This window comes from Pseudomonas sp. NPDC087615 (assembly GCF_044743445.1).
Taxonomy (GTDB): domain Bacteria; phylum Pseudomonadota; class Gammaproteobacteria; order Pseudomonadales; family Pseudomonadaceae; genus Aquipseudomonas; species Aquipseudomonas baetica_A.
On the sequence record NZ_JBIUWM010000027.1, the window covers coordinates 1 to 22,030 of the forward strand.

At 58.9% G+C, this 22,030-nt stretch carries 24 protein-coding genes and 1 pseudogene; 11 read left to right on the plus strand and 14 right to left on the minus strand.

All coding sequences use genetic code 11. From position 1 onward, the window contains the following. Positions 1-191 precede the first annotated feature (191 nt). Both ACIOU6_RS15025 and ACIOU6_RS15030 read right to left on the minus strand, forming a co-directional pair. The gene (locus ACIOU6_RS15025) at positions 192-635 is read right to left on the minus strand and encodes a hypothetical protein (protein WP_401137480.1); all 444 of its coding nucleotides are present in this window, start codon (positions 633-635) and stop codon (positions 192-194) included. A 109-nt stretch (positions 636-744) separates the two neighbouring features. Continuing rightward, positions 745-2,367, minus strand: a complete 1,623-nt coding sequence (locus ACIOU6_RS15030; RefSeq protein WP_221730754.1) for a methyl-accepting chemotaxis protein — start codon at positions 2,365-2,367, stop codon at positions 745-747. Between the two features lie 274 nt (positions 2,368-2,641). Between ACIOU6_RS15030 and ACIOU6_RS15035 the strand changes: the two genes are divergently transcribed. Beyond that, positions 2,642-3,664, plus strand: coding sequence for a transporter (locus ACIOU6_RS15035; RefSeq protein WP_221730753.1), 1,023 nt, complete (start codon positions 2,642-2,644; stop codon positions 3,662-3,664). A 37-nt stretch (positions 3,665-3,701) separates the two neighbouring features. On the opposite strand, the gene ACIOU6_RS15040 is transcribed toward ACIOU6_RS15035, so the two are convergent. Then, positions 3,702-4,598, minus strand: coding sequence for a LysR family transcriptional regulator (locus ACIOU6_RS15040; protein WP_339495409.1), 897 nt, complete (start codon positions 4,596-4,598; stop codon positions 3,702-3,704). A gap of 120 nt (positions 4,599-4,718) precedes the next feature. On the opposite strand from ACIOU6_RS15040, the gene ACIOU6_RS15045 reads away from it, so the two are divergent. Then, positions 4,719-5,474: an SDR family NAD(P)-dependent oxidoreductase gene (locus tag ACIOU6_RS15045; RefSeq protein WP_401137484.1), complete on the plus strand. Its 756-nt coding sequence runs from the start codon at positions 4,719-4,721 to the stop codon at positions 5,472-5,474. 48 nt (positions 5,475-5,522) lie between these two features. Here ACIOU6_RS15045 and ACIOU6_RS15050 read toward each other — a convergent pair whose 3' ends face one another. Continuing rightward, the gene (locus tag ACIOU6_RS15050; RefSeq protein ID WP_221730750.1) at positions 5,523-5,960 is read right to left on the minus strand and encodes a multidrug/biocide efflux PACE transporter; all 438 of its coding nucleotides are present in this window, start codon (positions 5,958-5,960) and stop codon (positions 5,523-5,525) included. A gap of 89 nt (positions 5,961-6,049) precedes the next feature. Here ACIOU6_RS15050 and ACIOU6_RS15055 point away from each other — a divergent pair, with 89 nt between their 5' ends. Continuing rightward, positions 6,050-6,904 (plus strand): LysR family transcriptional regulator, encoded by an 855-nt coding sequence (locus tag ACIOU6_RS15055; RefSeq protein ID WP_339430919.1) that lies wholly within the window; start codon positions 6,050-6,052, stop codon positions 6,902-6,904. A 531-nt stretch (positions 6,905-7,435) separates the two neighbouring features. Here the strand turns inward: ACIOU6_RS15055 and ACIOU6_RS15060 are convergent. After that, positions 7,436-8,665, minus strand: coding sequence for an RNA polymerase sigma factor (locus ACIOU6_RS15060; protein WP_401137489.1), 1,230 nt, complete (start codon positions 8,663-8,665; stop codon positions 7,436-7,438). Beyond that, on the minus strand, positions 8,658-9,002 hold the full coding sequence (locus tag ACIOU6_RS15065; protein ID WP_401137491.1) for a YciI family protein: 345 nt from the start codon (positions 9,000-9,002) through the stop codon (positions 8,658-8,660). Before ACIOU6_RS15065 ends, ACIOU6_RS15060 begins: the two co-directional genes overlap by 8 nt. 237 nt (positions 9,003-9,239) lie before the next feature. Here ACIOU6_RS15065 and ACIOU6_RS15070 point away from each other — a divergent pair, with 237 nt between their 5' ends. Both ACIOU6_RS15070 and ACIOU6_RS15075 read left to right on the plus strand, forming a co-directional pair. Next, positions 9,240-9,725: an N-acetyltransferase gene (locus tag ACIOU6_RS15070; RefSeq protein ID WP_221730747.1), complete on the plus strand. Its 486-nt coding sequence runs from the start codon at positions 9,240-9,242 to the stop codon at positions 9,723-9,725. Between the two features lie 19 nt (positions 9,726-9,744). Then, positions 9,745-10,350 (plus strand): pyridoxamine 5'-phosphate oxidase family protein, encoded by a 606-nt coding sequence (locus ACIOU6_RS15075; RefSeq protein ID WP_401137494.1) that lies wholly within the window; start codon positions 9,745-9,747, stop codon positions 10,348-10,350. A 132-nt stretch (positions 10,351-10,482) separates the two neighbouring features. Here the strand turns inward: ACIOU6_RS15075 and ACIOU6_RS15080 are convergent, their stop codons facing one another. The 3 genes from ACIOU6_RS15080 to ACIOU6_RS15090 form a co-directional block, all read right to left on the minus strand. Continuing rightward, complete coding sequence (locus tag ACIOU6_RS15080; RefSeq protein ID WP_221730745.1) at positions 10,483-10,971, minus strand: GNAT family N-acetyltransferase; 489 nt, start codon at positions 10,969-10,971, stop codon at positions 10,483-10,485. Between the two features lie 88 nt (positions 10,972-11,059). Next, positions 11,060-11,545 carry a GyrI-like domain-containing protein gene (locus tag ACIOU6_RS15085; protein WP_221730744.1) on the minus strand — a complete coding sequence of 162 codons (486 nt, stop codon included), beginning with the start codon at positions 11,543-11,545 and terminating at the stop codon, positions 11,060-11,062. 68 nt (positions 11,546-11,613) lie between these two features. After that, positions 11,614-12,276, minus strand: coding sequence for a LysE family translocator (locus ACIOU6_RS15090; protein ID WP_401137498.1), 663 nt, complete (start codon positions 12,274-12,276; stop codon positions 11,614-11,616). Positions 12,277-12,415: 139 nt separating this feature from the next. On the opposite strand from ACIOU6_RS15090, the gene alaC reads away from it, so the two are divergent. Beyond that, positions 12,416-13,633, plus strand: a complete 1,218-nt coding sequence (gene alaC, locus ACIOU6_RS15095) for an alanine transaminase (protein ID WP_221730742.1) — start codon at positions 12,416-12,418, stop codon at positions 13,631-13,633. A 178-nt stretch (positions 13,634-13,811) separates the two neighbouring features. On the opposite strand, the gene ACIOU6_RS15100 is transcribed toward alaC, so the two are convergent. Beyond that, a complete protein-coding gene (locus ACIOU6_RS15100; protein WP_221730741.1) occupies positions 13,812-15,164 on the minus strand; it encodes a GntP family permease in 1,353 nt (450 codons plus the stop codon). An 81-nt stretch (positions 15,165-15,245) separates the two neighbouring features. Further along, entirely contained in the window at positions 15,246-15,779 is a 534-nt protein-coding gene (locus tag ACIOU6_RS15105; RefSeq protein WP_221730740.1) for a gluconokinase, read from the minus strand. Positions 15,780-15,995: 216 nt separating this feature from the next. On the opposite strand from ACIOU6_RS15105, the gene ACIOU6_RS15110 reads away from it, so the two are divergent. Then, positions 15,996-17,027 carry a LacI family DNA-binding transcriptional regulator gene (locus ACIOU6_RS15110; protein ID WP_401137503.1) on the plus strand — a complete coding sequence of 344 codons (1,032 nt, stop codon included), beginning with the start codon at positions 15,996-15,998 and terminating at the stop codon, positions 17,025-17,027. Positions 17,028-17,147: 120 nt separating this feature from the next. Here the strand turns inward: ACIOU6_RS15110 and ACIOU6_RS15115 are convergent, their stop codons facing one another. Beyond that, entirely contained in the window at positions 17,148-18,020 is an 873-nt protein-coding gene (locus ACIOU6_RS15115; protein ID WP_401137506.1) for a LysR family transcriptional regulator, read from the minus strand. A 121-nt stretch (positions 18,021-18,141) separates the two neighbouring features. On the opposite strand from ACIOU6_RS15115, the gene ACIOU6_RS15120 reads away from it, so the two are divergent. The 4 genes from ACIOU6_RS15120 to ACIOU6_RS15135 all read left to right on the plus strand — a co-directional run bounded on the left by ACIOU6_RS15120 (position 18,142) and on the right by ACIOU6_RS15135 (position 20,360). After that, on the plus strand, positions 18,142-18,636 hold the full coding sequence (locus tag ACIOU6_RS15120) for a PACE efflux transporter (RefSeq protein WP_260455643.1): 495 nt from the start codon (positions 18,142-18,144) through the stop codon (positions 18,634-18,636). Between the two features lie 113 nt (positions 18,637-18,749). Then, positions 18,750-19,307 carry a hypothetical protein gene (locus ACIOU6_RS15125; protein ID WP_401137509.1) on the plus strand — a complete coding sequence of 186 codons (558 nt, stop codon included), beginning with the start codon at positions 18,750-18,752 and terminating at the stop codon, positions 19,305-19,307. Between the two features lie 171 nt (positions 19,308-19,478). Next, positions 19,479-19,892: a hypothetical protein gene (locus ACIOU6_RS15130; RefSeq protein WP_401137512.1), complete on the plus strand. Its 414-nt coding sequence runs from the start codon at positions 19,479-19,481 to the stop codon at positions 19,890-19,892. 39 nt (positions 19,893-19,931) lie between these two features. Further along, positions 19,932-20,360 carry a hypothetical protein gene (locus tag ACIOU6_RS15135; protein ID WP_401137514.1) on the plus strand — a complete coding sequence of 143 codons (429 nt, stop codon included), beginning with the start codon at positions 19,932-19,934 and terminating at the stop codon, positions 20,358-20,360. Positions 20,361-20,431: 71 nt separating this feature from the next. Here the strand turns inward: ACIOU6_RS15135 and ACIOU6_RS15140 are convergent, their stop codons facing one another. Both ACIOU6_RS15140 and ACIOU6_RS15145 read right to left on the minus strand, forming a co-directional pair. Beyond that, complete coding sequence (locus ACIOU6_RS15140) at positions 20,432-20,971, minus strand: methyl-accepting chemotaxis protein (protein WP_260455671.1); 540 nt, start codon at positions 20,969-20,971, stop codon at positions 20,432-20,434. A 3-nt stretch (positions 20,972-20,974) separates the two neighbouring features. Beyond that, positions 20,975-21,751, minus strand: a pseudogene (locus ACIOU6_RS15145) (PAS domain-containing protein); the annotation flags it as partial. Between the last annotated feature and the right edge of the window lie 279 nt (positions 21,752-22,030).

A 22,030-nucleotide genomic window follows, 5' to 3' on the forward strand; every position in this document is an offset into this window, starting at 1 on the left:
ATCGTTGGGTTTTACAACAACGAACGGCTGCACTCGAAACTGGGATATCTGCCACCGACCGTTTACGAACGGGCGATGGCGTCAAAATCACCTATTGAGGTGTCCGGAATTAGTTGACCACTACACAAGCCCGCTCCCACAGGGGATCGGGGTGGTCATGGAGTTTGTGGCTGGCGGTGAGGCTCCCACATTTAGGCGGAGGTACTGACCAGCGAACCGGATGTGCTCGAATCCGATTCCTGCAACGCCTGCAACAACGACGCCGTGGCGGTTTGCAGTGAAGCTGAAGTCGCGGCCACTTGTGCTTGTGCGGTAGCCACGTCGGCAGCCTTGGCATCAGCACTGTCCTGCTTCGCTTGGGCCGCTTTCAGCGCTTGCTGCTCTTCCTGCAACTGCTTTTGCAACTCGGCAATTTGCTTGCGCAGTTCTGTCACCGAATCCGATTCTTCGCTGCTGCTGGAACTGCTGTCGCCCGCCTGCGCAGCGCCGCCTGCTGCGACTGTGCGGGTATCAGCGGTCGTGCCGGTGCTGGCCGACGCCGTGGTGGAGGTGTCTTCACTGACATCGCTGATCGACGTTTTGCTGGCCGACGTGGTGAGGGTTTGATTGATCGATACAGAACTGATGCTGACCATGGGAATGCTCCAATGCCGGTTATAGATAACCGGTCATCGACCATGGCCGCCGCAAATTGAGATCGACTGTGTACCGACTCGGTATCCGATCCGGTACACAGTCAACGAGTCAGGCGCTCAGGCGGGCGGTGACTTCGTTCAGTTGCCCGGACAGGCCGTGCAGGTTCTGGCTGGCGCTTTCGGTGCGCTGCACGTTGTCGAGGTTGGTGCTCGCAATCGAAGTGATCTCGGTCAGGTTGCGCGAGATGTCCTCGGCCACCGACGTCTGCTCTTCGGCCGCTGTGGCGATCTGGCGGTTCATGTCGCGGATCGCTTCTACGGCGTGGGTGATGCGCTCCAGCATCGCGCCTGCCTGAGTGACTTGCTCGACGCTTTCATCGCTGCGCGCCTGACCGCTGTCAATGGCTTGCGCGGCGTCCACAGCACCGGTCTGCACGTTCTGGATGATCTGATTGATCTCGATGATCGACTCCGCCGTGCGCTGCGCCAGGTTGCGCACTTCGTCAGCAACCACAGCAAAACCGCGCCCTGCCTCACCGGCCCGCGCGGCTTCGATTGCCGCGTTCAGCGCCAGCAGGTTGGTCTGCTCGGCGATGCCGCGAATCACTTCCAGCACTTTGCCGATACGGCCACTGTCGGCTTCGAGACGACGGATCACCGTGGCGGTGTTAGTGATTTCGCTGCGCATTTGGGTGATGGAGCGGATGGTGCTCTGCATAACCTTCTCACCCTGTTGGGCAGACTGGTCGGCATCGTCGGCAGCACGCGCAGCGTCAGCCGCGTGGCGCGCTACTTCCTGGGCGGTGGCGGACATTTCGTTCATTGCCGTGGCCACCTGATCGGTGCGGTTGAACTGCTCGTTGGTGCCGCCGGCCATGGTGGTGGCGATGGCGTTCAACTCGCCGCTGGCGCTGTCCAGATCGCTGGCGCTGCGTTGCAGGCGAGTGAAGGTTTCAGCGAGAAAATCACGCAGGGTGTTGGCGGCAGCCGCCAGGTTGCCCAACTCGTCCTGACGGTCGCTGACCACACGCTCGGCCAGTTTGCCGCGACTCAACTGCGTCACGTAATCAATCAGCTTGCGGATCGGCTCGACCAGGTTGCGGTTGACCAGCCACAGGCTCAACAGACCGATCAGCAGGCCCGACGCGAGCATCACCAACAGCCCAAGCCACACGGTGCGATCGGCTTCGGCGCTGATCGATGCCGACTGTTCGCTGCCCTGCTTGCGCAACTCGGCCACCAGTTCGCTCATCTGATCGCTGGCGGCGCGGTCGACACCTTTGACGGCGTTGTCGCCGGCAACCGGATCGCCACCGGCGGCCACATAGGCATCGCGGCCCTTCTGATACGCGGCGCCGAGTTGGCGATGCTCGTCACGCAGACGTTCGATACGGGTTTTCAAGCCGGGATCAATACTTTTCTGGCTGGCCAATTCGCCGAGGATGTTCTGTACATCGCGCTGACGATCTTCGAACTGCCCCCAATACTTGCTCAGATCCGCCGGTTGCTTGCCGCGCAGCAGGACGTTTTTCCATTCCTGCACCTGCACTTTGAATTGCAGGTTGGCTTCGTCGATCAGTTGCGAGGTGTGCAACGGGCCGGCAATCAGTTGGCTGTAGCTCTGCACGCCGTTGGACAGGAAATGAAAGCAGGCCAGCGCGATCAACAGCATCGCTAGCAGACTGCCGCTCAGCAGGGCGAGAATTTGCGCTCTCAGGGATTTTTGCAGCATTGCAGGTACTCATGGCAGGGATGAGGCACGCCCGTTTCAGGCGTGAAAAGTGGCCGGACTTCCCTGTCGGCGAACCGTGGCTTGGCCAACGGCGCGCAACCTAACGTACGTGTGATCGGCGCTCCAGAGCAGTTCTTGAGATATTCCCGACCGCCGGTAGTGCTTTGATTTGACGTCACTTTTTTGTCACGCAAACGTCATGTGACATTGCGATGATGCCCTTCAGGTGAACCTGTAAACCCTGCGCCAACCGCCCTCCTCGCAGCGAGCCTCCATGAACCACAGCCTCGATATCAGTCATCGCGACCCGGACTTGTTTGGCTTGCTCTACGGCTTCCGTTTTCTGCCCGGTGAACGCGGCCGCGAAATCGATTCGGCCACTGCATTGCGCTGTCTGCAAGGTGACAGTGACAGCGATGAATTCCTCTGGCTGCACCTCAATCTGGCTCACGCCGCGTGCGAGCGCTGGATGAAAAGCCATCTGCAATTGCCTGAAGAGTTTTTTGAAGCGTTGCATGAGGGCTCGCGTTCGACGCGCATCGAGCATGTCGACTCGGCGCTGTTGGCGGTGGTCAACGACGTGGTGTTCAACCTCAGCAGCATGGTGTCGTCGGATGTGTCGACGCTGTGGGTCTGCGTGCGCAGCAAACTGATCGTCAGTGCGCGCCTGCAACCGCTGCACTCGGTGGACAAACTGCGCTCGTCGGTGAAGGCCGGCGAACGCTTTCGCTCGCCCTCCGAATTGCTTGTACACCTGCTGCGCGACCAGGGCGAAGTGCTGACCCAGATCGTGCGCAAGACCAGCATGAGCGTCGATCAGGTCGAGGATCAATTGCTCTCTTCGCGACTGTCGACCAACCGCGCCGAACTCGGCGCCAATCGCCGCGTACTGGTGCGCTTGCAACGGTTACTGGCGCTCGAACCCGGCTCTTTACTGCGCCTGCTCAACCGTCCGCCGCCGTGGTTGCAGAAGGAGGACGTGAAGGAGTTGCGCAAGTCCACCGAGGAGTTTGCGCTGATCATCAACGACCTCACCGCCCTCGGCGAGCGGATCAAGTTGCTTCAGGAAGAGATCGCCGCCAACCTCAACGAACAGAGCAACCGCACGCTGTTCACCCTGACCGTGGTGACGGTGCTGGCACTGCCGATCAACATCATTGCCGGGTTCTTCGGGATGAATGTGGGGGGCGTGCCGCTGTCGCAAGACCCGCAAGGGTTCTGGATATTGGTGGCGCTGGTGGCGACGTTTACCGTGATTGCCGGGCGCTGGGCGTTTCGTAAACGCGGAGATTACTGATCCACTTTTTTCAGCCCATCACAAAGAGCGATGTAGGTCAGAGAGTGGAACGGATCACCTCACCGAGCCAATCCATGAACACCCGCACGCGCAGCGGTAGATGCCGCTGCCGCGCATACAGCAACGAAATCGCCATCGCCGGCGCGGTGTACTGCGCCAGCACCGTCACCAGTTCGCCGTTATCCAGATGCGGCTGCATGCCGGTGCGCGGCACCTGCACCAGACCAAAACCACCCAGGCAGGCCGACTCGTAAGCATCGGTGCTGTTGACCGTCACGCTGCCAGCCATCGGCAAACGCCGGACCTGGCCGCCCTCCTCGTAGACAAAACCCTCCGAACGCGCCCCCAAAACGCCGACGTAATGCACCAGCCGATGCTGCGCCAGATCCTCCAGCGTCTGCGGCACGCCGTAGCGCGCCAGATACGCGGGGCTGGCACAGTTGATCATGGGAAAGTCGCCCAGATGCCGGGCCACCACGGATTGATCGGGCTGCGCACCGATCCGCACCACACAGTCGAAACCCTCGCTGAGCAGATCGACCCGGCGGTCGGTGCTGCTGATTTCCAGCTCCAGATTGGGGTGGCGCGCCATGAACGACGGCAGGCGCGGCATGACCAGTCGCCGAGACAGGATGTTCGGCATGTCGACGCGAATCCGCCCCGTCAGCGAGGCCTCGTCCTGACGAAACAGCCCTTCGATCTCGTCCATGTGCGAGAGCAGATCCTTGCTCCGCTCGTACAACACCAAACCGTCCTGTGTTGCCTGCACTTTGCGCGTGGTGCGTTGCAGCAGCCGCGTGCCAAGCAACGTTTCCAGCGCCTGCACATGCTCGGACACGGTAGAACGCGGCAAGCCGAGGCTCTCCCCGGCGAGGGTGAAACTCGACAGTTCGCTGACCCGGACGAAGGTGCGCAGCAGTTCCAGTTTGTTCATCGGGGGCACTCGCTGATTGTTCGGTTTATTCGACCAGTGATTCCGGTTTAGCTCTGTTTATCACCTAAGGGCGGATAAATAAACTTTGCTCCATCCACTCACCGCCATTGAGGAAGTCCCATGAACCGCAAAATCGCATTGATCACCGGCGCCAGCCGTGGCCTGGGCAAAAACGCCGCCCTGCACCTCGCCGCGCAGGGCATCGACATCATCGGCACTTACAACAGCCGCGCCGATGAAGCCCAAGCGCTGGTGACTGAACTGGAACAACTCGGCGCCAACGCCGTGATGCTGCAACTGGATGTGGGTCGCAGCGAAGGCTTTGCCGATTTCGCCGCGCAGGTCGAGCAAGCGCTCAAACATTTTGACCGTCAGCGCTTTGATTTCCTGATCAACAATGCCGGCATCGGCGTGCACGCCCTGTTCACCGAAACCACACCGGAGCAGTTCGACCGGTTGATGAATATCCAGTTGAAAGGGCCGTTCTTCCTGACCCAGCAATTGCTGCCGCTGATCAACGATGGCGGGCGCATCATCAACATCTCCAGCGGCCTGACCCGCTTCAGCCTGCCGGGTTACGGCGCCTACGCCGCGATGAAAGGTGCGATGGAAGTGTTGACCCGCTATCAGGCCAAGGAGTTGGGGGCACGGCAGATCGGCGTGAACATCCTCGCGCCGGGCGCCATCGAAACCGATTTTGGCGGCGGCGCAGTGCGCGACAACTCGGCGGTGAACGCCATGGTCGCCAGCAATACCGCGCTGGGCCGTGCCGGGCAGCCGGATGACATTGGCGGTGCGTTGGCGTTGCTGTTGTCACCGGGTGGGCAGTGGATCAATGGCCAGCGGGTTGAGGCTTCAGGCGGGATGTTTCTCTAAACCCTGGGGTCCTGAAATCGCAGCCTTGTGAGCTGCGACTTCAGGCTTTCACCCCTCACAGGTGCTGCGCGTCAGCAAACGCTCGCGCACCACGTCATAACCCCAGTGATACACATAGGTGTACGGCAGAAAGAACAGCAACACGCCGATGTCGAGCAAAAACGCCTGCCACAAACTGACCGACAGCCACCCGGCAATCAGTGGCACACCCATCACGATCAAGCCTCCCTCGAACAACAAGGCGTGCACCACTCGCACCCAAGCGTTGCGCGCAATGTTCATGCGCTCAAGCAGGCGGTCGAAGAAGCGGTTGAACACCACGTTCCAACCTAGCGCCAGCAATGCGATCAATACCGTCACCGCGCCCATGTCGAGCAATGGTTTTTGCATGATCCACGCCAGCAACGGTGTGCAGATCACAATGGCCAACAGTTCGAAACCGACAGCCTGCAAGATACGTTCAGTGATGGATTTGTTGGCAGTCATGACCTGACTCCTTGAGTGAAGTTGGTTGCCATGATCCAACGCCAAACCGATACTTCATAACCAATAACCATCGATCAAGGCGATAGTTGATGATCTCGCAGGAAGTGTTGTTGGCGTTTGTTCAAGCGGCGACCCAAGGCTCGTTTTCGGCGGCGGCGCGCAAACTGGGGCGCAGTCAGTCGACCATCAGTGCAGCGGTGGCCAGCCTTGAGATCGATCTGGATCTGCAGCTGTTCGATCGCAGCAGCCGCAAGCCGACCCTCACTCCGGCCGGCCATGTGATGCTGCAACGGGCCGAGGCGATTCTCACGGCCAGCAGCCGCCTGGAAATCACCGCGCGACAATTGTCCCAAGGCGTGGAGCCAAAGCTGACCGTGGCGATTTCCGACACCTATCAATCAGCGCGTTTTGAAGCGGCGTTGATCGGGTTCGAGCAGCGTTATCCGGATATGGAACTGGAGTGTTTGATTGCCGAGTGCGACGACTTGATCGAACTGGTGCAGCGTGGTCGGGCACATTTGGCCTTTGCCGAGATGCAAGACAGTTACCCGCCGGACCTGCTGGCTTCCACCGTCGCCGAGCGCACCGATATCGCCCTGTTCGTCAGCCGTGAGCATGCGCTGACGACGCTCAAGCACATCGATCAAGCGATCCTGGAACAACATCGCGAACTGCGCCTGGCAACGATCGTCAATCCATACGACAGTCGCGCCAAAGGCCGTGTGTGGTCGGCGCCCAGTTACCTGATGCTGATGGAAATGGCCGAAATGGGCTTCGGCTGGGCACCGCTTCCGCGCTGGCTGGTGGGGCGTTTCGGCAACGGCACGCTGGTGGAACTGAACGTGCGCGGCTGGCCGAAACCGGTGTTTGTCGATGCTTTGTGGTCGCGGCTGCATCCGCCGGGGCCAGCGGGGAGCTGGTTATTGAGCAAGATGCTGGAATAGCGTGGCGGCCATACACGGGCAAGCCCACTCCCACAGGTTTCACCGCCAGCCCCAAACTCCATGACCACCCCGATCCACCGTGGGAGCGGGCTTGCTCGCGAAAGCGCAAGATCAGCCAAAGTAGCTGCGCCTGACACAACGCCTTCGTGAGCAAGCCCACTCCCACCAGTTTCACTGCCAGCCCCAAAATCCATGACCACCCCGATCCCCTGTGGGAGCGGGTTTGCTCGCGAAAGCGCAAGATCAGCCAACGTTGCTTTTGCCTGACACACCGCCTTCGTGAGCAAGCCCACTCCCACCAGTTTCACCGCCACCCCCAAACTCCATGACCACCCCGATCCACCGTGGGAGCGGGCTTGCTCGCGAAAGCGCAGGATCAGCCAACGTTGCTGCTGCCTGACACACCGCCTTCGTGAGCAAGCCCACTCCCACCCGGTTTCACCGCAACCCCCAAATTCCATGACCACCCCGATCCCCTGTGGGAGCGGGCTTGCTCGCGAAGAGGCCGGTATGGCCAGCGTCCCGTTCGGATCAGTCCAGCGCTAGCAACCGCGCTTCAATGAACCGCTGCTCCGGCGCTTGCCGCGTCAATTCCAGCGCCCGTGAATAAGCCACCCGCGCCTCTTCCACCTTGCCCAACTGCCGACAAAACTCCGCCCGCGCCGAATGCGCCAAGTGGTAGTCCTGCAACTCGCCACGATCCAGAATCCCCTCGACCAAGCTCAACCCAGCCAATGCCCCATCACGCTGAGCCACCGCCACCGCCCGGTTCAACTCGATCACCGGCGACGGCAGCACCCGCAACAGCACGTCATACAGCCCGACGATCTGCTGCCAATCCGTCTCCCCTGCCGATCCCGCCTCGGCATGCACCGCCGCTATTGCTGCTTGCAGACAATACGGCCCGAACCGCCGCGTAGTCAGCGCACGCTCCACCAGCGCACAGCCTTGGGCAATCAACCCGGCATCCCAACGCGAGCGATCCTGATCGCTCAGCAGCACCAACTCCCCGTTCGGCGAGGTGCGCGCCGGTCTGCGTGACTCGTGCAGTAACATCAGCGCCAGCAGCCCCATGACCTCGGGTTCCGGCAGCAACTCCATCAACAAGCGCCCAAGCCGAATGGCCTCACGGGTCAGGTCCTCGCGGATCAGTTCGGCGCCCATCGACGCCGAATAACCTTCGTTGAACACCAGATAAATCACCCGCAACACGCTGTCGAGGCGCTCAGGCAATTCGCTCAGGCTGGGAACTTGATAAGGGATTTTTGCATCACGGATCTTCGCTTTGGCGCGGACGATGCGCTGGGCAATCGTTGCCGGCGCCGACAGGAATGCGCGCGCGATTTCCTCGGTGGTCAGGTCGCAGACTTCGCGCAGGGTCAGCGGTACTTGCGCATCCGCCGCCAGCGCCGGGTGACAGCAGGTGAAGATCAGCCGCAAGCGATCGTCCTCCACATCTTCACCACTCCAGTCGGCCTGCTCCAACGCTTCGAGTTGCGCCAGCAGCAACGGCTGAGAAGCCTTGAAACGCGCACGCCGGCGCAACACATCAATCGCCTTGAAGCGCCCGGTGGACACCAGCCAGGTGCGCGGATTGTCCGGCACGCCGTCATGCTGCCAGCGCTCGACCGCGACAAAGAACGCCTCGTGCAAGGCTTCTTCGGCGAGGTCGAAATCGCCGAGCAGACGAATCAGCGTCGCCAGAATCCGCCGCGAGTCTTCGCGATAGACCTGTTCAACCCGCGCCCTGATCTCAGACATTCAATTGGCGCACGGGGCGTACTTCAACGCTGCCGACCCGCGCCGCCGGAATGTTACCGGCGACCTGGATCGCTTCGTTGAGATCCTTGGCGTCGATCAGGTAGAAACCGGCCAACTGCTCCTTGGTTTCGGCGAACGGGCCGTCGGTGATCGACAACTTGCCGTTGCGCATGCGTACCGTGGTGGCGCTCTGCACCGACTCCAGCGCTTCGGCGGCGACCATCCGCCCGCTGCCTTGAATCGACTCAGCGTAGGCCCAGCACTCCGCGTCTTCGGGGCTGTCTGGCGACGAGTGCAACAAGCGCTCATCGCTGTAAACCAGGCATAGATATTTCATGGCGTTCTCCTGATTCGAACGGATCAACTATGGCTGAAGATCAGGGCTTCTGATGGTTCGATGGCGATTTCCTCGAACATGAAGATAGGCGAGCCGGGGCACCTATCCATCTTTTGTTGTGAAGACACCTTTAGTCGTTCGGCGAATCGGTAGATCGACAGACGAAACAAAAAATTTCCGAGATGGGCAAAGTCGCTAGAATCCGGGGCTCATCTTTGTAGGAAAAAGGAAATTCCCGTGTCAGCCAAACTCGTGCCCTACGACAGCCTCAACGCCTTGCAGCGCCAGCAGGTCGAGGCCATTGAAATTCGCGCCGAGCAGATCAAATTCTCCGGTGATATCCACGGTGCCTTGCACACTTTGCTGTCGAAACCGGCGCCCGGCGTGAAGGGTTTTGCGCTGTTGGCGGACGAAGTGCCAGTAGCGTTCCTGTTGCTCAAGCGCCCACCGGTTTTACCGGCCTGGGCCGATGAACACAGCGCCACGTTGCATGCCTTGCAGGTCGATCATCGGGCCCAAGGCAAGGGGTACGGCAAGGCATGCCTGCAAGCGTTGCCGGAGGTCGCGCGCCAGGCGTGGCCGGAAATCAAAGGCCTGGAATTGTCAGTGGACGCCGACAACGACGCCGCCATCGCGCTGTACGCCAAACACGGTTTCGTCGACAGCGGCGAAGCGTACAAGGGCCGGATCGGCTACGAGCGACGCATGGGGCTGTTCTTCTAAATCATCGAGGGGATGCACGATGATCGATTCAATCGAAGCACTGGAAGCCATTTACGGATTGCCTCACGAGCGTTCAGTGCGCAAGCAGATCACTTTTCTCAACGAAGACTATCAGGCGATGGTGCGGGTCTCGCCGCTGGTGATCGTCAGCTCGGTGGGCGCCGAAGGCCTCGACAATTCACCACGCGGTGATGCGCCGGGGTTTGTGCGAATCATCGATGAGCGCACGCTGGCCCTGCCGGATCGCCCGGGCAACAACCGCATTGATACGTTGCGTAATGTGCTGCACGATCCGCGAGTGTCGCTGCTGTTCATCATTCCGGGGATTGGCGAGATGTTGCGGGTCAATGGCACGGCGTCTATCAGTGCTGAGCCAGCGTTGCTGGAGAGTTTTGCAGTGAACGGCAAACCGGCGAAAACGGTGTTGCTGGTGAACGTGCAAGCGGCGTACTTCCACTGTTCGAAAGCGCTTGTGCGTTCGGACGCGTGGAATCCTCAAACGCATCTACCGCGCTCTGCCCTGCCGAGTGCGGGCGCCTTTCACAAGCGCCTGAGTGACGGCCAGTTCGACGCGGACAGCTACGACCGCGAAGCACCGAAGCGAGTGCGTGACACACTTTACTAAGCACTCCAAACCACCCCTTGCCCCTGTGGGAGCGGGCTTGCTCGCGAATACGGTGTGTCAGCCAAGTAGATATCGACTGAAACGGCACCTTCGCGAGCAAGCCCGCTTGTACACAGGGGGGGTGCGCGTTTTTTAGAGGGTCAGGATCATCTCGTGCCACGCCATGCCGCCGTGGTCGGATTCCGACGGTTTGATGTAGGCAAAGCCGAACCCGGCGTAAAGCGCGATGTGCTTTTCCTTGCACATCAGGTGAATCGTCGCCTTGTCCATCCCGCGCATACGTTCGATGAACTCCGCCATCAAGCGCTTGGCCAGGCCCTGGCCCTGATAGTCGGGATGCACCACCACCGACATGATCACCACGTTCGGTCCCGCCGGGTCATGGCCGATCAGTTCCTTGAACGCCTCATCCGACATTTGCACATCAAACGCCGCGCCCGAGTTGACGAAGCCTGCGACGACCCCGTCCACCTCGGCAACGATGAAGCCATCCGGCCAGGTGGCGATGCGGGTGGCGATCTTCTCGCGGGTGGCGGCTTCGTCGCCTTCGTAGGCAACGGTTTCGATGGCGTAGCAGCGATCCAGGTCGGCGACAGTGACGTTACGGATGAGGGTGTTCATGGCAGCTCGAAAATCAGTGGAAACAAGGCTGTCAAGCATAAAGCACAAACACCGAGGCCGGTCAGTGACCGGCCTCGGCGCAGTGATTTCAGTGCTTGAGTGGCAGCCAGATTTCCAGCGTACCGGCATTGAGCCTGGGGTTGAAATCCTCGCTGTATCGCTCGAATTCCGGCGCATCGGCGGCTTCGCGCCCGGATTGCGGCAGCCAGGTTTTCCAGATGTATTGAAAGGTCGCGGGCAACTGATCCAGTGAACCTTTGTGCTCGAACACGGCATATTGCTGGGGCTGAACCTCGACCCAGCGATATTGCTCCGGCAGATCGTCAAGCTTGCTGATCTCAACGCCGGCAATGTACTCAAAACCACCCTGGCCATCAGGATTGCAGCAGATGCCGTAGGTCACTTCATTTTTCTGGCCCGGAATTTCGCCGAGGTGCGGGATGAACTTTTCCCAAAGCTGCGGGATGCCCTCGGTGGTGTCCTGAGTAAACCGTCCGCCCAGCCCGGCGATCAGCAGGAAGTGTCCATTTTCGAAGCGAGGTTGCGCCACTTCGACGCGTGTTTGCTCATCCATGATTCGACTCCTGGAACAAAAAAGGGGTTCGGCTGATGAGTATAGAAAGCCCAAACCGATTCGCACGGTTACAGCGCGTGCAACTGCTCGACGGCGCCCGAACCGACAAACTCGTTATAGCCCGATACGATCACGTACACCGCGAAATAGCAGAAGATCGCTGCAGATGCCATGTAGGAGTAACGCAGCAATTTGTCGCCAAGCAGCTTGCCACCGTGGCTTGCAGCGAAGCACAAACCGGCCGACCACAGCAGCCCGGCGCAGAGGAACCCGCCGAGGAACAGCGCCGAACTGAGCGGGCCATTGCCACCGGAACGGGCGATCAGCGTGCCCCCCACCGCCGCGAACCAGAGAATCGCGCTCGGCGAGGACATCGCCAGAAAGATCCCACGGAAGAACTCCTTGCGATGGGAGTTCTGTCCCACTTCAGCGGTTTCAGCGAGCAGCGCTTGGTGGTGAATCGCCGAGTAAATCATCTTCGCCGCAAAGTAGATCAACAGTGCCGACCCGCCGACCCACAGGACCCAGCGCACGGTTTCGTATTGCAGCAGCACGGTCATTCCGGCCAGTGCCAGCACCGCATAAACCAGGTCGCCGACGCAGGTGCCCAGGCCCAATGCGAAGCCCTGAAAGTATCCGCGCTGCATCGCCAGGGTGATCATGGCGATGTTGGCCACGCCGATGTCCAGGCACAGCGAAAGGCTCAGCAAGAAGCCGCTGGTGAATTCCATCAACCATTTTCCTTGGGCAAAAATTGTTAAAAAACGCGCTGGACAGTATGCCATCACTGACCTTATCTTCCGCCACAGGTCACCGCAGTGACCAGCGTCGCTCGGACGGTTCCGGGCGCTTACGTTATCCGAGGCAACAATGGCTGAACAAGGTTCGCCGCGCCGCTTTGCGCGCATTGATCGACTCCCCCCTTACGTTTTCAACATCACCGCCGAGCTGAAGATGGCCGCGCGGCGTCGTGGTGAAGACATCATCGACTTGAGCATGGGCAACCCCGACGGCGCCACGCCGCCGCACATTGTCGAAAAACTCGTGCAAGTCGCCCAGCGTGACGACACCCACGGTTACTCCACGTCCAAGGGCATTCCGCGCCTGCGCCGGGCGATTTCCAACTGGTACAAGCAACGCTACGAGGTCGATATCGACCCGGAAAGCGAAGCCATCGTCACCATCGGCTCCAAGGAAGGCCTGGCGCATTTGATGCTGGCCACACTGGATCAGGGCGACACGGTGCTGGTGCCGAACCCAAGCTACCCGATTCACATCTACGGCGCGGTGATTGCCGGCGCCCAGGTGCGCTCAGTGCCGCTGGTGCCGGGTGTGGACTTCTTCGCTGAGCTGGAACGGGCCATTCGCGGATCGATCCCGAAGCCGAAAATGATGATTCTGGGCTTCCCGTCCAACCCGACCGCGCAATGTGTGGAGCTGGATTTCTTCGAGCGAGTGATCGCCCTCGCCAAGCAGTACGACGTGTTGGTGATCCACGATCTGGCTTACGCCGACATCGTCTACGACGGCTGGAAAGCGCCGTCGATCATGCAGGTGCCGGGCGCCAAGGACATCGCGGTGGAGTTTTTCACCCTGTCCAAGAGCTACAACATGGCCGGTTGGCGTATCGGGTTCATGGTCGGTAACCCGGAACTGGTCAACGCCTTGGCGCGGATCAAGAGCTACCACGACTACGGCACCTTCACGCCGCTGCAAGTGGCCGCGATTGCGGCGCTGGAAGGCGATCAACAGTGCGTGCTCGACATCGCCGAGCAATATCGTCAACGACGTAATGTGCTGGTCAAGGGCCTGCATGAACTGGGCTGGATGGTCGAAAACCCCAAAGCCTCAATGTATGTCTGGGCGAAGATTCCCCAGGCTTATATGCATTTGGGTTCACTGGAATTCGCCAAGAAGCTGCTGGCCGAGGCCAAGGTTTGTGTCTCGCCGGGGGTTGGGTTTGGTGAGTATGGCGATGACCATGTGCGCTTTGCGCTGATCGAAAACCAGGACCGGATTCGTCAGGCTGTACGCGGGATTCGGGGGATGTTCCGGGCGGATGGGCTGGCTCCGAAAACTACCGCCTAACGCATATCCCCCTGTGGGAGCGGGCTTGCTCGCGAAAGCGGTGGGTCAGTCAGCATTGATATCGGCTGACACGACGCGTTCGCGAGCAAGCCCGCTCCCACACTGGTTTTGTGTAATCCATAAAATCCACCCACAAAAAAACCGCATCGCTGCGGTTTTTTTGTGCCTGATGCTTCGCTTAAACGAACAGCGACAACAGCAGGATAAAGCCCAACGCGACGATGGAGAGGATGGTTTCCATCGCCGTCCAGGTCTTGAACGTCTCGGCCACGGTCATGTTGAAGTATTGCTTCACCAGCCAGAAACCGGCGTCATTGACGTGGGACAGGATCAACGAACCGGCACCGGTGGCGAGCACCAGCAGTTCACGGTTAACGCCAGGGATCATCCCGACCACCGGCACCACGATGCCTGCGCCGGTGATCGTCGCCACGGTTGCCGAACCGGTAGCGACACGAATCACCGCTGCCACCAGCCACGCCAGCAGGATCGGCGATATCTGTGCGCTGACCGCCATGTGGCCAATCACATCGCCCACGCCGCTGGTGACCAGCATCTGCTTGAAGCCACCGCCAGCACCGATGATCAGGATGATCGCGGCCGTTGGCGCCAGGCTCGAATCCAGCCATTTGAGAATCTGCTGGGAGCCGATGCCTTGCTTGTGACCGAAGGTGTACAGCGACAGCAGCAACGCCAGCAGCAGCGCCGAGATCGGGTGACCGATCATGTCCATCCAGGTACGGAAGAAATGGCCGTCCGGCAGCGCCACGTCTGCGAAGGTTTTCAGCAGCATCAGGAACACCGGCAGCAGCACGGTGATCAGGGTGATGCTAAAGCTCGGCAGCTTGGCCGAATCGGTTTCACGGGCCAGTTGATCGACCAGTTCCTGATTCGGGTGACCCGGAATGTGCTTGGCGATGAACGTACCGAAGATCGGGCCGGCAATGATGGCGGTCGGCAGCGCGACGATCAAACCGTAAAGAATGGTCTTGCCGATGTCCGCGCCGAACACGCCGATGGCCAGCAGCGGGCCAGGGTGCGGTGGCACCAGACCGTGCACGGCAGAAAGGCCGGCGAGCAGCGGGATGCCGATCTTGATGATCGACACGCCGGTCCGACGGGCAACGATGAACACCAGCGGAATCAGCAGCACGAAGCCGATTTCGAAGAACAGCGGGATGCCCACCAGGAACGCGGCAAACATCATGGCCCATTGGACCTTGTCCTTGCCGAACGCGCGAATCAGGGTCTGGGCGATCTGATCTGCCCCGCCCGACTCGGCCATCATTTTGCCGAGCATGGTGCCCAGCGCGAGGATGATGCCGACAAAACCGAGCACGCCGCCGAAGCCGTCCTGGAACGCCTTGATGATGGTGCCGATCGGCATGCCGGACGTCAGGCCAAGGAACGCAGCCGCGATGGTCAGGGAAATGAACGGGTGAATCTTGAACTTGGTGATCAGGATAATCAGGCCGATTACCGTGACCACTGCATCGAGCAGCAGGAACGAGTCGTGGGACATGCCAAACATTAGGGGTGTCTCCTGGTTGTTGTTGTTATTAAAGCGGGTTGATCAGAAGTCGTGAGGACAGCGCTATCTGCTTGAACACACTCATACCGCCGGTTTCAGACCGTGGGCCTGCCACCAGACGTGAGCCTGCTCAGCCAGTTCTTCAACGCTGTGGATCGAAGCATTCAACGCCAGGGTCAACGGCTCGCCGACCGGCGATTGGAGGGTGGCGAACTGGCTTTCGATCAACGTGGCCGGCATGAAGTGGCCCGGGCGGTGGGAGACACGCTCGGCGGCGACTTCAGGGGTCAGTTCAAGAAACACGAAACCCAGGCCCGGCAAGGCACTGCGCAATACTTCGCGGTAACTGTGTTTAAGCGCCGAGCAGGTCAACACCGGGCGCTGGCCTTGGGCATCAACGCGACGCAGTTCATCGCACAGGCTGTCGAGCCAGCCGGCACGGTCTTCGTCGTTCAGGGGGATCCCCGCGCTCATCTTTTCGATGTTGGCGGCCGGATGAAAAGTATCGCCTTCAATGGCAGTGGCGCCGCTCAATTGGCACAGGGCCTCGCTGACGCACGTCTTGCCGCAACCGGCAACGCCCATGATGACCAGGGCGGTGATGGGATGACTCATATAACACCTCAGCGCGCAGACAGCGCTACCTTTGCTAGCTATGACTCTAGTGCACAGGCAGAAGTTGCCGACGCCTTCTTGTCGTTTTTTTGGGTTGCAGCAGGTTTGTTCACGATGCCAAAAAGCGAGGATCAGGCAGGATCTCGCTCACGCATTTGCAGCTGCATCAGGACAGCGCTACCTTAGTGCCTTGATTTTTGTTTGGCAAGCCGCCCGATGACCACCCCTAAAAACGATAAAAATACCCGCACCACCGGCCGTCCCACCCTCAATGAAGTTGCCCGCCTGGCCGGCGTGAGCCCGATTACCGCCTCCCGCGCGTTGCGTGGGGTCAGCACCGTGGCCACCGAACTGGTCGAAAAAGTCCAGAAAGCCGCGCTCGAACTCAACTACGTCGTCAACCCCGCCGCCCGTGCCCTGGCCTCGGCCCAGAGCCATTCAGTGGTGGTGCTGGTGCCTTCGCTGTCCAACCTGTTGTTCATCGATACGCTGGAAGCCATTCATCGGGTGTTAACGCCCAAGGGCTTCGAAGTGCTGATCGGCAACTTCCACTATTCCCGTGATGAAGAAGAGAACCTGCTGCGCAACTACATGGCTTATCGGCCACGCGGTTTGCTGCTGACCGGGTTTGATCGCACCGAAAGTTCACGGCGGATGATCGAAGCCAGCAATATTCCCTGCGTGTACATGATGGAGCTGGACAGCGCCGCCGGGGTGAATTGCGTCGGTTTCTCCCAGCTCAGTGCAGGTGAAACGGCGGCCGAGCATTTGCTGTCTCGTGGGCGCAAGCGTCTGGCCTACATCGGCGCGCAACTTGATCAACGCACGTTGTTGCGCGGTGAAGGTTTTCGCAAAGCCTTGCAGAGGGCCGGCCGCTATGACCCGGATCTGGAAGTGCTGACACCGCGCTCCTCCTCTGTTGGCTTAGGCGGTGAACTGTTCCTGCAATTGCTGGCGGCGCACCCGGATGTCGATGCGATCTTCTTCGGCAACGACGACCTGGCGCAGGGCGCATTGCTTGAGGCCTTGCGCAACGGCATCAGGATTCCCGAGCAAGTGGCAATTCTGGGCTTCAACGACTTGCCGATGTCCGAACACATGGTGCCGCGCCTGAGCAGCATCAATACCCCGCGTGAAGCGATTGGCCGGCGGGCGGCGGAGCAGATGCTGACGTTGATGGCGGGTAACAGCGTGGCGCGTCCAGTCGAGGACATGGGCTTCGAACTGAAAATCCGCGAAAGCACATAACACCGAAAACCCTGTGGGCGCGGGCTTGCTCGCGAATGCGTCGTGTCATTCAGCGAATACGTTCACTGGCACATCGCCTTCGCGAGCAAGCCCGCTCCCACATTGGATTGGCGCAACACTCTAGTGACCCAGGCGTTCGACCAGCGCCAACGCGCCCTTCTGCAGCGGTTGGCTCTTGAGCCATACCGCATGCACCGGCAGCACCAGGCCGTTTTCGATGTTGCGAAAGTTCAGCCGTTTCAAGCGCCCCGACGCCAGCCGCGACTGCACCACCGACAATGGAAAATTGCCCCAGCCCAATCCTGCCTCGACCATCTCCATTGCCGTCTCAAGGTTGTCGGTGCGCCAATACGATTGCGCCACCAACGGTCGAGTCTCGCTGATCGGCAAGTCACGACTGGCCACAACGATCTGTCGCACCTGCACCAAATCCTCCAGAAACAGGTCCTGCCCCTGCAACAACGGGCTGTTCGCCGCCAGTGTGGCGATCATGCGTTCACTGCCAACAAACTGAAAGCGCTCCAGCACGTTCACACTCAGCCCGGCGAACGCTACACACACATTGACGCGGCCACTGTGGAGCATCGCCAGCACGTCATCCTGAGGCGCGGTCAGCACTTCGATGTCGAGCAGCGGATGACGCTCGGCAATTACCCCGATCGCCGCCAGCAAACGATGGCGATCGATGTCCGCCACCACGCCGATCGACAGTTTGCTCTCCAGCCCCAACGACAACTCCACCGCGTGCACTTGCAGTTGTTTGAGCTGTTCGGCAATAAGCCGTGCATGGGGCACCAGTGACAGGGCCATTGCCGTCGGTTGCGGTTCGCGATGACGGCGGTCGAACAACGAATAGCCGAGTTCGGCCTCAAGGTTGCCAATGCCCATGCTCACCGCCGACGGGACTTTGCCTAACGCCCGAGCGGCGGCGGAAAACGAGCCGCGTTCGATCACGGCGAGGAACAGTTCGATGCTGTCACTGTTGAAATTCAACTTGGCTCACCTATCAATAAAACTGAAAACTACTGACTTTTTCTGTCAGCTCTATTGAAGCTATCTTTCGCCGCCTTCGCCAGCCCCGCTGGCCAACAAGTGGCAAGAAAGAGGCAACTCCATGCAAGGCGTCAAACGCAAACTGGTCTATGTGTCGCTTTACGAAGTGATCGGCATGACCTTCTCCGCCCTCGGTCTGGCGCTGTTGTCCGGCACCTCGCCGGGCAGCACCGGGCCGCTGGCCGTGATCATCACCACCATCGCCGTGACCTGGAATTTCATCTACACCTCGATGTTCGAACACTGGGAAAGCCGCCAGCCATCACGCACCCGCACGGTCAAGCGACGCATCGCCCACGCCGTTGGTTTTCAACTGACGTTGATCGTGTTTCTGATTCCGTTGATCGCGTGGTGGATGAGCATCAGCCTGGTGCAGGCGTTTGTGCTGGATCTGGCGCTGATCATCTTCATCCCGTGCTACACGTTTGCGTTCAACTGGTTGTTTGACCGGGTGTTTGGTTTGCCGGCCTCGGCGCTGCCGGAATCTGACGCTGGAGAACATTGCCCATCGCTGACAGATTGCGGTCATCCACTGCCGCCAACCGGCAAGGGATGACCGCTTTTTCGATCGACTGAATCAAACAACCCCATGAAGTAAAAGGCTTTATTGATCGGGCATGGTAATTGCTCCTGTATGGCGGTCAGTCATTACCTACAGGTCAATTCATCATGTTGGTCAGTGCCAAACAAATGGAAATTCTGCCGCTGCCCAAGCGGCTGGCAGAAGACGCAACCGCCACGGCGGCCGCCGGTCTGCAAGGCGGCCTGCACGGCGCGATTCTTCAAGCGCTGCAAAACCAGGTGCAGACGCAAAACAGCGAAGCCACCGCCAAGGTGCAAGGTTCGGCCACGCAGATTGCCACTCAGCAAGTCAGCGCTGCCGCACGCATCAGCGATAACGTCGACGAAGCCTTCGCCAAGACCCGCGTCGGCCTGCAAACCACCGACACTTCAGACGCAACCAAAACCACCGGTTCCGCCACCGACGAGTTCAAGGACTACATGAGCAAGACGCCTGAACAGCGTCTGCGCGACAGTATTCTCAAGGACTTGGGCATCACCGAAGACGACATCAAGAACATGCCGCCGGAGAAACAACTGGCCATCGGCAAAGAGATCGCCCAGCGTTTGCAGGACAAGATGCAACTGGCGCAATCGGAGAAAGAAAACGTCAACGACGTCAAGGACAGCGACAAGATGGCGAACACGTTTCTCGCTGCGCTTTGATTTGACTGCTTCTAAAAAAAGTCCCGCGAGGGACTTTTTTTTGGTGGCTCATACCATTCGTCGCAATAGTGTCCGTACCTGTAATTTCTGACAGTAGACGGTAGGCCTTGTATGGAGAACTATGAATTTGTTCGCGCGTAGCCCTATTGATATTTTTCAGGAATGAAGCACATGAGCAAGGACGAAAAAGCTGTCGACTTTCTTAATCTGAGAGTCAAAGAAAAAAATGGCGAGGAAGTATTGATCCCCACCAGCCGCATCACTTTTGAACTGACACCCAATCTATTGATAGTGGGTGGATTCGATAATAAAACGTCGGCACCGCAATGGGGTGCAGAGTTCCATATCGGCCAACCGATCAAAGTGGGAACTTACAGTTTTAATCACTCAGGTAACAGCGGTTTCTATAACCCGAAAAACACGAATGCATCCTGGAGTTCGAACAGCGACGGCGAGATTACGGTCACAGCAGTCGACATCGAGAAAAAACGTATCGTCGGCAGCTTCAAGTTCAACGTCCAAGACAAACACGATAAAGAGAAGGCTGCAGAAGTCTTTGGTAACTTTTCGTTCGCGAGTTTGTGATTGAGCAAAGGCCATCAACCATTAGCCGGAAGACAGGACATGAACGAAGACTTGAAAAAAAACGCTACCCGTGCGACTGGGCACTTTGCGTTGAACGTGAATGAAAACGGTGAAGGGCAAAAACCGGTTGCAACCTCTCGACTCGGCTTGTCTCTGAGTTCTAATCAGTTTTACATAGCGGGTTACGCTAGCGAGGACTTCAACTCCCAGGGTGTAGATATCTACATCTGCGCAAAAGTCGAGGCCAACAAAATCTACCCCTTCAAATCCGAGGGAGCCACGGGTAACTACAACCCAAAAAAATTCGAGGGCAGTTCCTGGTCGTCTCGTTCGGGGAGCGGCGAGATCAGAATCGACGAAATAGACTGGGATAAAAAAACCGCAAAAGGCAGTTTCGAATTTACCGCAGCCTCACTGAACGAAACCCAATCCGCCAAGATCAATGGGACCTTCAATTTGCAACAATAGGCCAGGCACTTCCGTGTGCGTGCCGACCAGCAATTGTCCCTCACGTTAGAGGGACAATTACTCTGACATCCTCAATTCAACTGCAACGTCTCATTGAACTGGCTGATCGCATCCACCACATGCCGTGAGCCCTGCTGAATCTCCAGAATCACCTCCCCCGCCTCATTGGCCAATTCGACGCCAAGGCCCGTTCGGTTCAGGCTCGATTGCATGCTCGACACCGCGCTCAACGACAAGTCGTGGTTTTTGCGCACCACCTCGACAATTTCCAGGGTCGCCTGACTGGTGCGTGCCGCCAGGCTGCGAACTTCATCGGCGACCACGGCAAAACCGCGTCCATGTTCGCCGGCCCTCGCCGCTTCAATGGCGGCATTGAGCGCCAGCAGGTTGGTCTGATCGGCGATGCCGCGAATGGTCTGGACGATGGTGCCGATGATGTCCGATTGTTTGCTCACCGCATCGATGCTCACCGCTGCTTCGTTGAGGTCGTGGGAAATGTCCTGAATGATCTGCACCGTTTGCTGCACAACTTGTGAGCCTTTCTGCGCACAGGCGTCGTTTTGTACGGAAGTGCTGTGGGCTGATTCTGCAGCGTTCTGCAGGGTGGTCATCTGGTGGGTGATGTCGCTGGCAAACTTCACCACTTTGTACAGCCGTCCTTTGGCATCGAACAACGGGTTGTACGAGGCCTCCAGATACACCATCTGCCCGGATTTGTTCTTGCGCTCGAAACGGTGCGAGTGATATTCGCCACGATTGAGCGAGGCCCAGAACGCCTTGTATTGCGCAGACTCGGCTTCGGCGCGATGGCAAAACAGGCTGTGGTGATGGCCGACGATTTCGCTGAGCGAATACTGCATGGTCTTGAGAAAATTTTCGTTGGCGGTAATCACATTGCCCTCGGGGGTGAACTCGATCACTGCCATGGAGCGACCGATCGCCGCCAGCATGCTTTCCTCTTCATGCTCCTTGTTGATCCGCGCGGTAATGTCCGCCGCCACTTTGATCACACTTCTGACTTGCTTGTCCTGGCCATACACCGGCATGTAACTGGCTTCGAGCCAGACTTCCTCGCCGCGCTTGTTCAAACGCTGGAAAGTGCCGCTGATCGGCTCACCACGGGCCAGGTCGCGCCACAAACTGGCGTACTCTTCGCTGCGATAAAACGCTTCTTCACAAAAGATCCGATGATGTTTGCCACGCACTTCCTCGGCGCCATAGCCCATGGTCTTGCAGAAGTTTTCGTTGGCATCCAGAACGATACCTTCAGGGCTGAACTCAATCATCGCCATCGAGCGACTGATCGCGTCCAACTTGGCGCTGGCTTCGGTCAGGGCACAACTGAAGCGTTCGATTTCCTGCAGGTCAGCCTTGTGATGTAGGTTGAACATGTTTGTATCACCTTTCGCGCGGACTTTTGATTTGATGAAAGTTCAGGTCTTTCAAGATCCACCACTACGTTCCACAGAACAGGCATACGCACTCCTCCACGGGAGGAAGTTGTCAGGTGATAAATGATGATCAATCGGAGTGTCCATGCAGCGACGCTCTAATCAAGACATCCTTCTCTTGATAGCCCGCCTGCGGGCCAGCCCTAACGCGTTGAACAACTTCCATTTAAATGACGCTCCTTGTTGGTTCAGTGTCGGTGCCTTGGAATGCGCACTCTG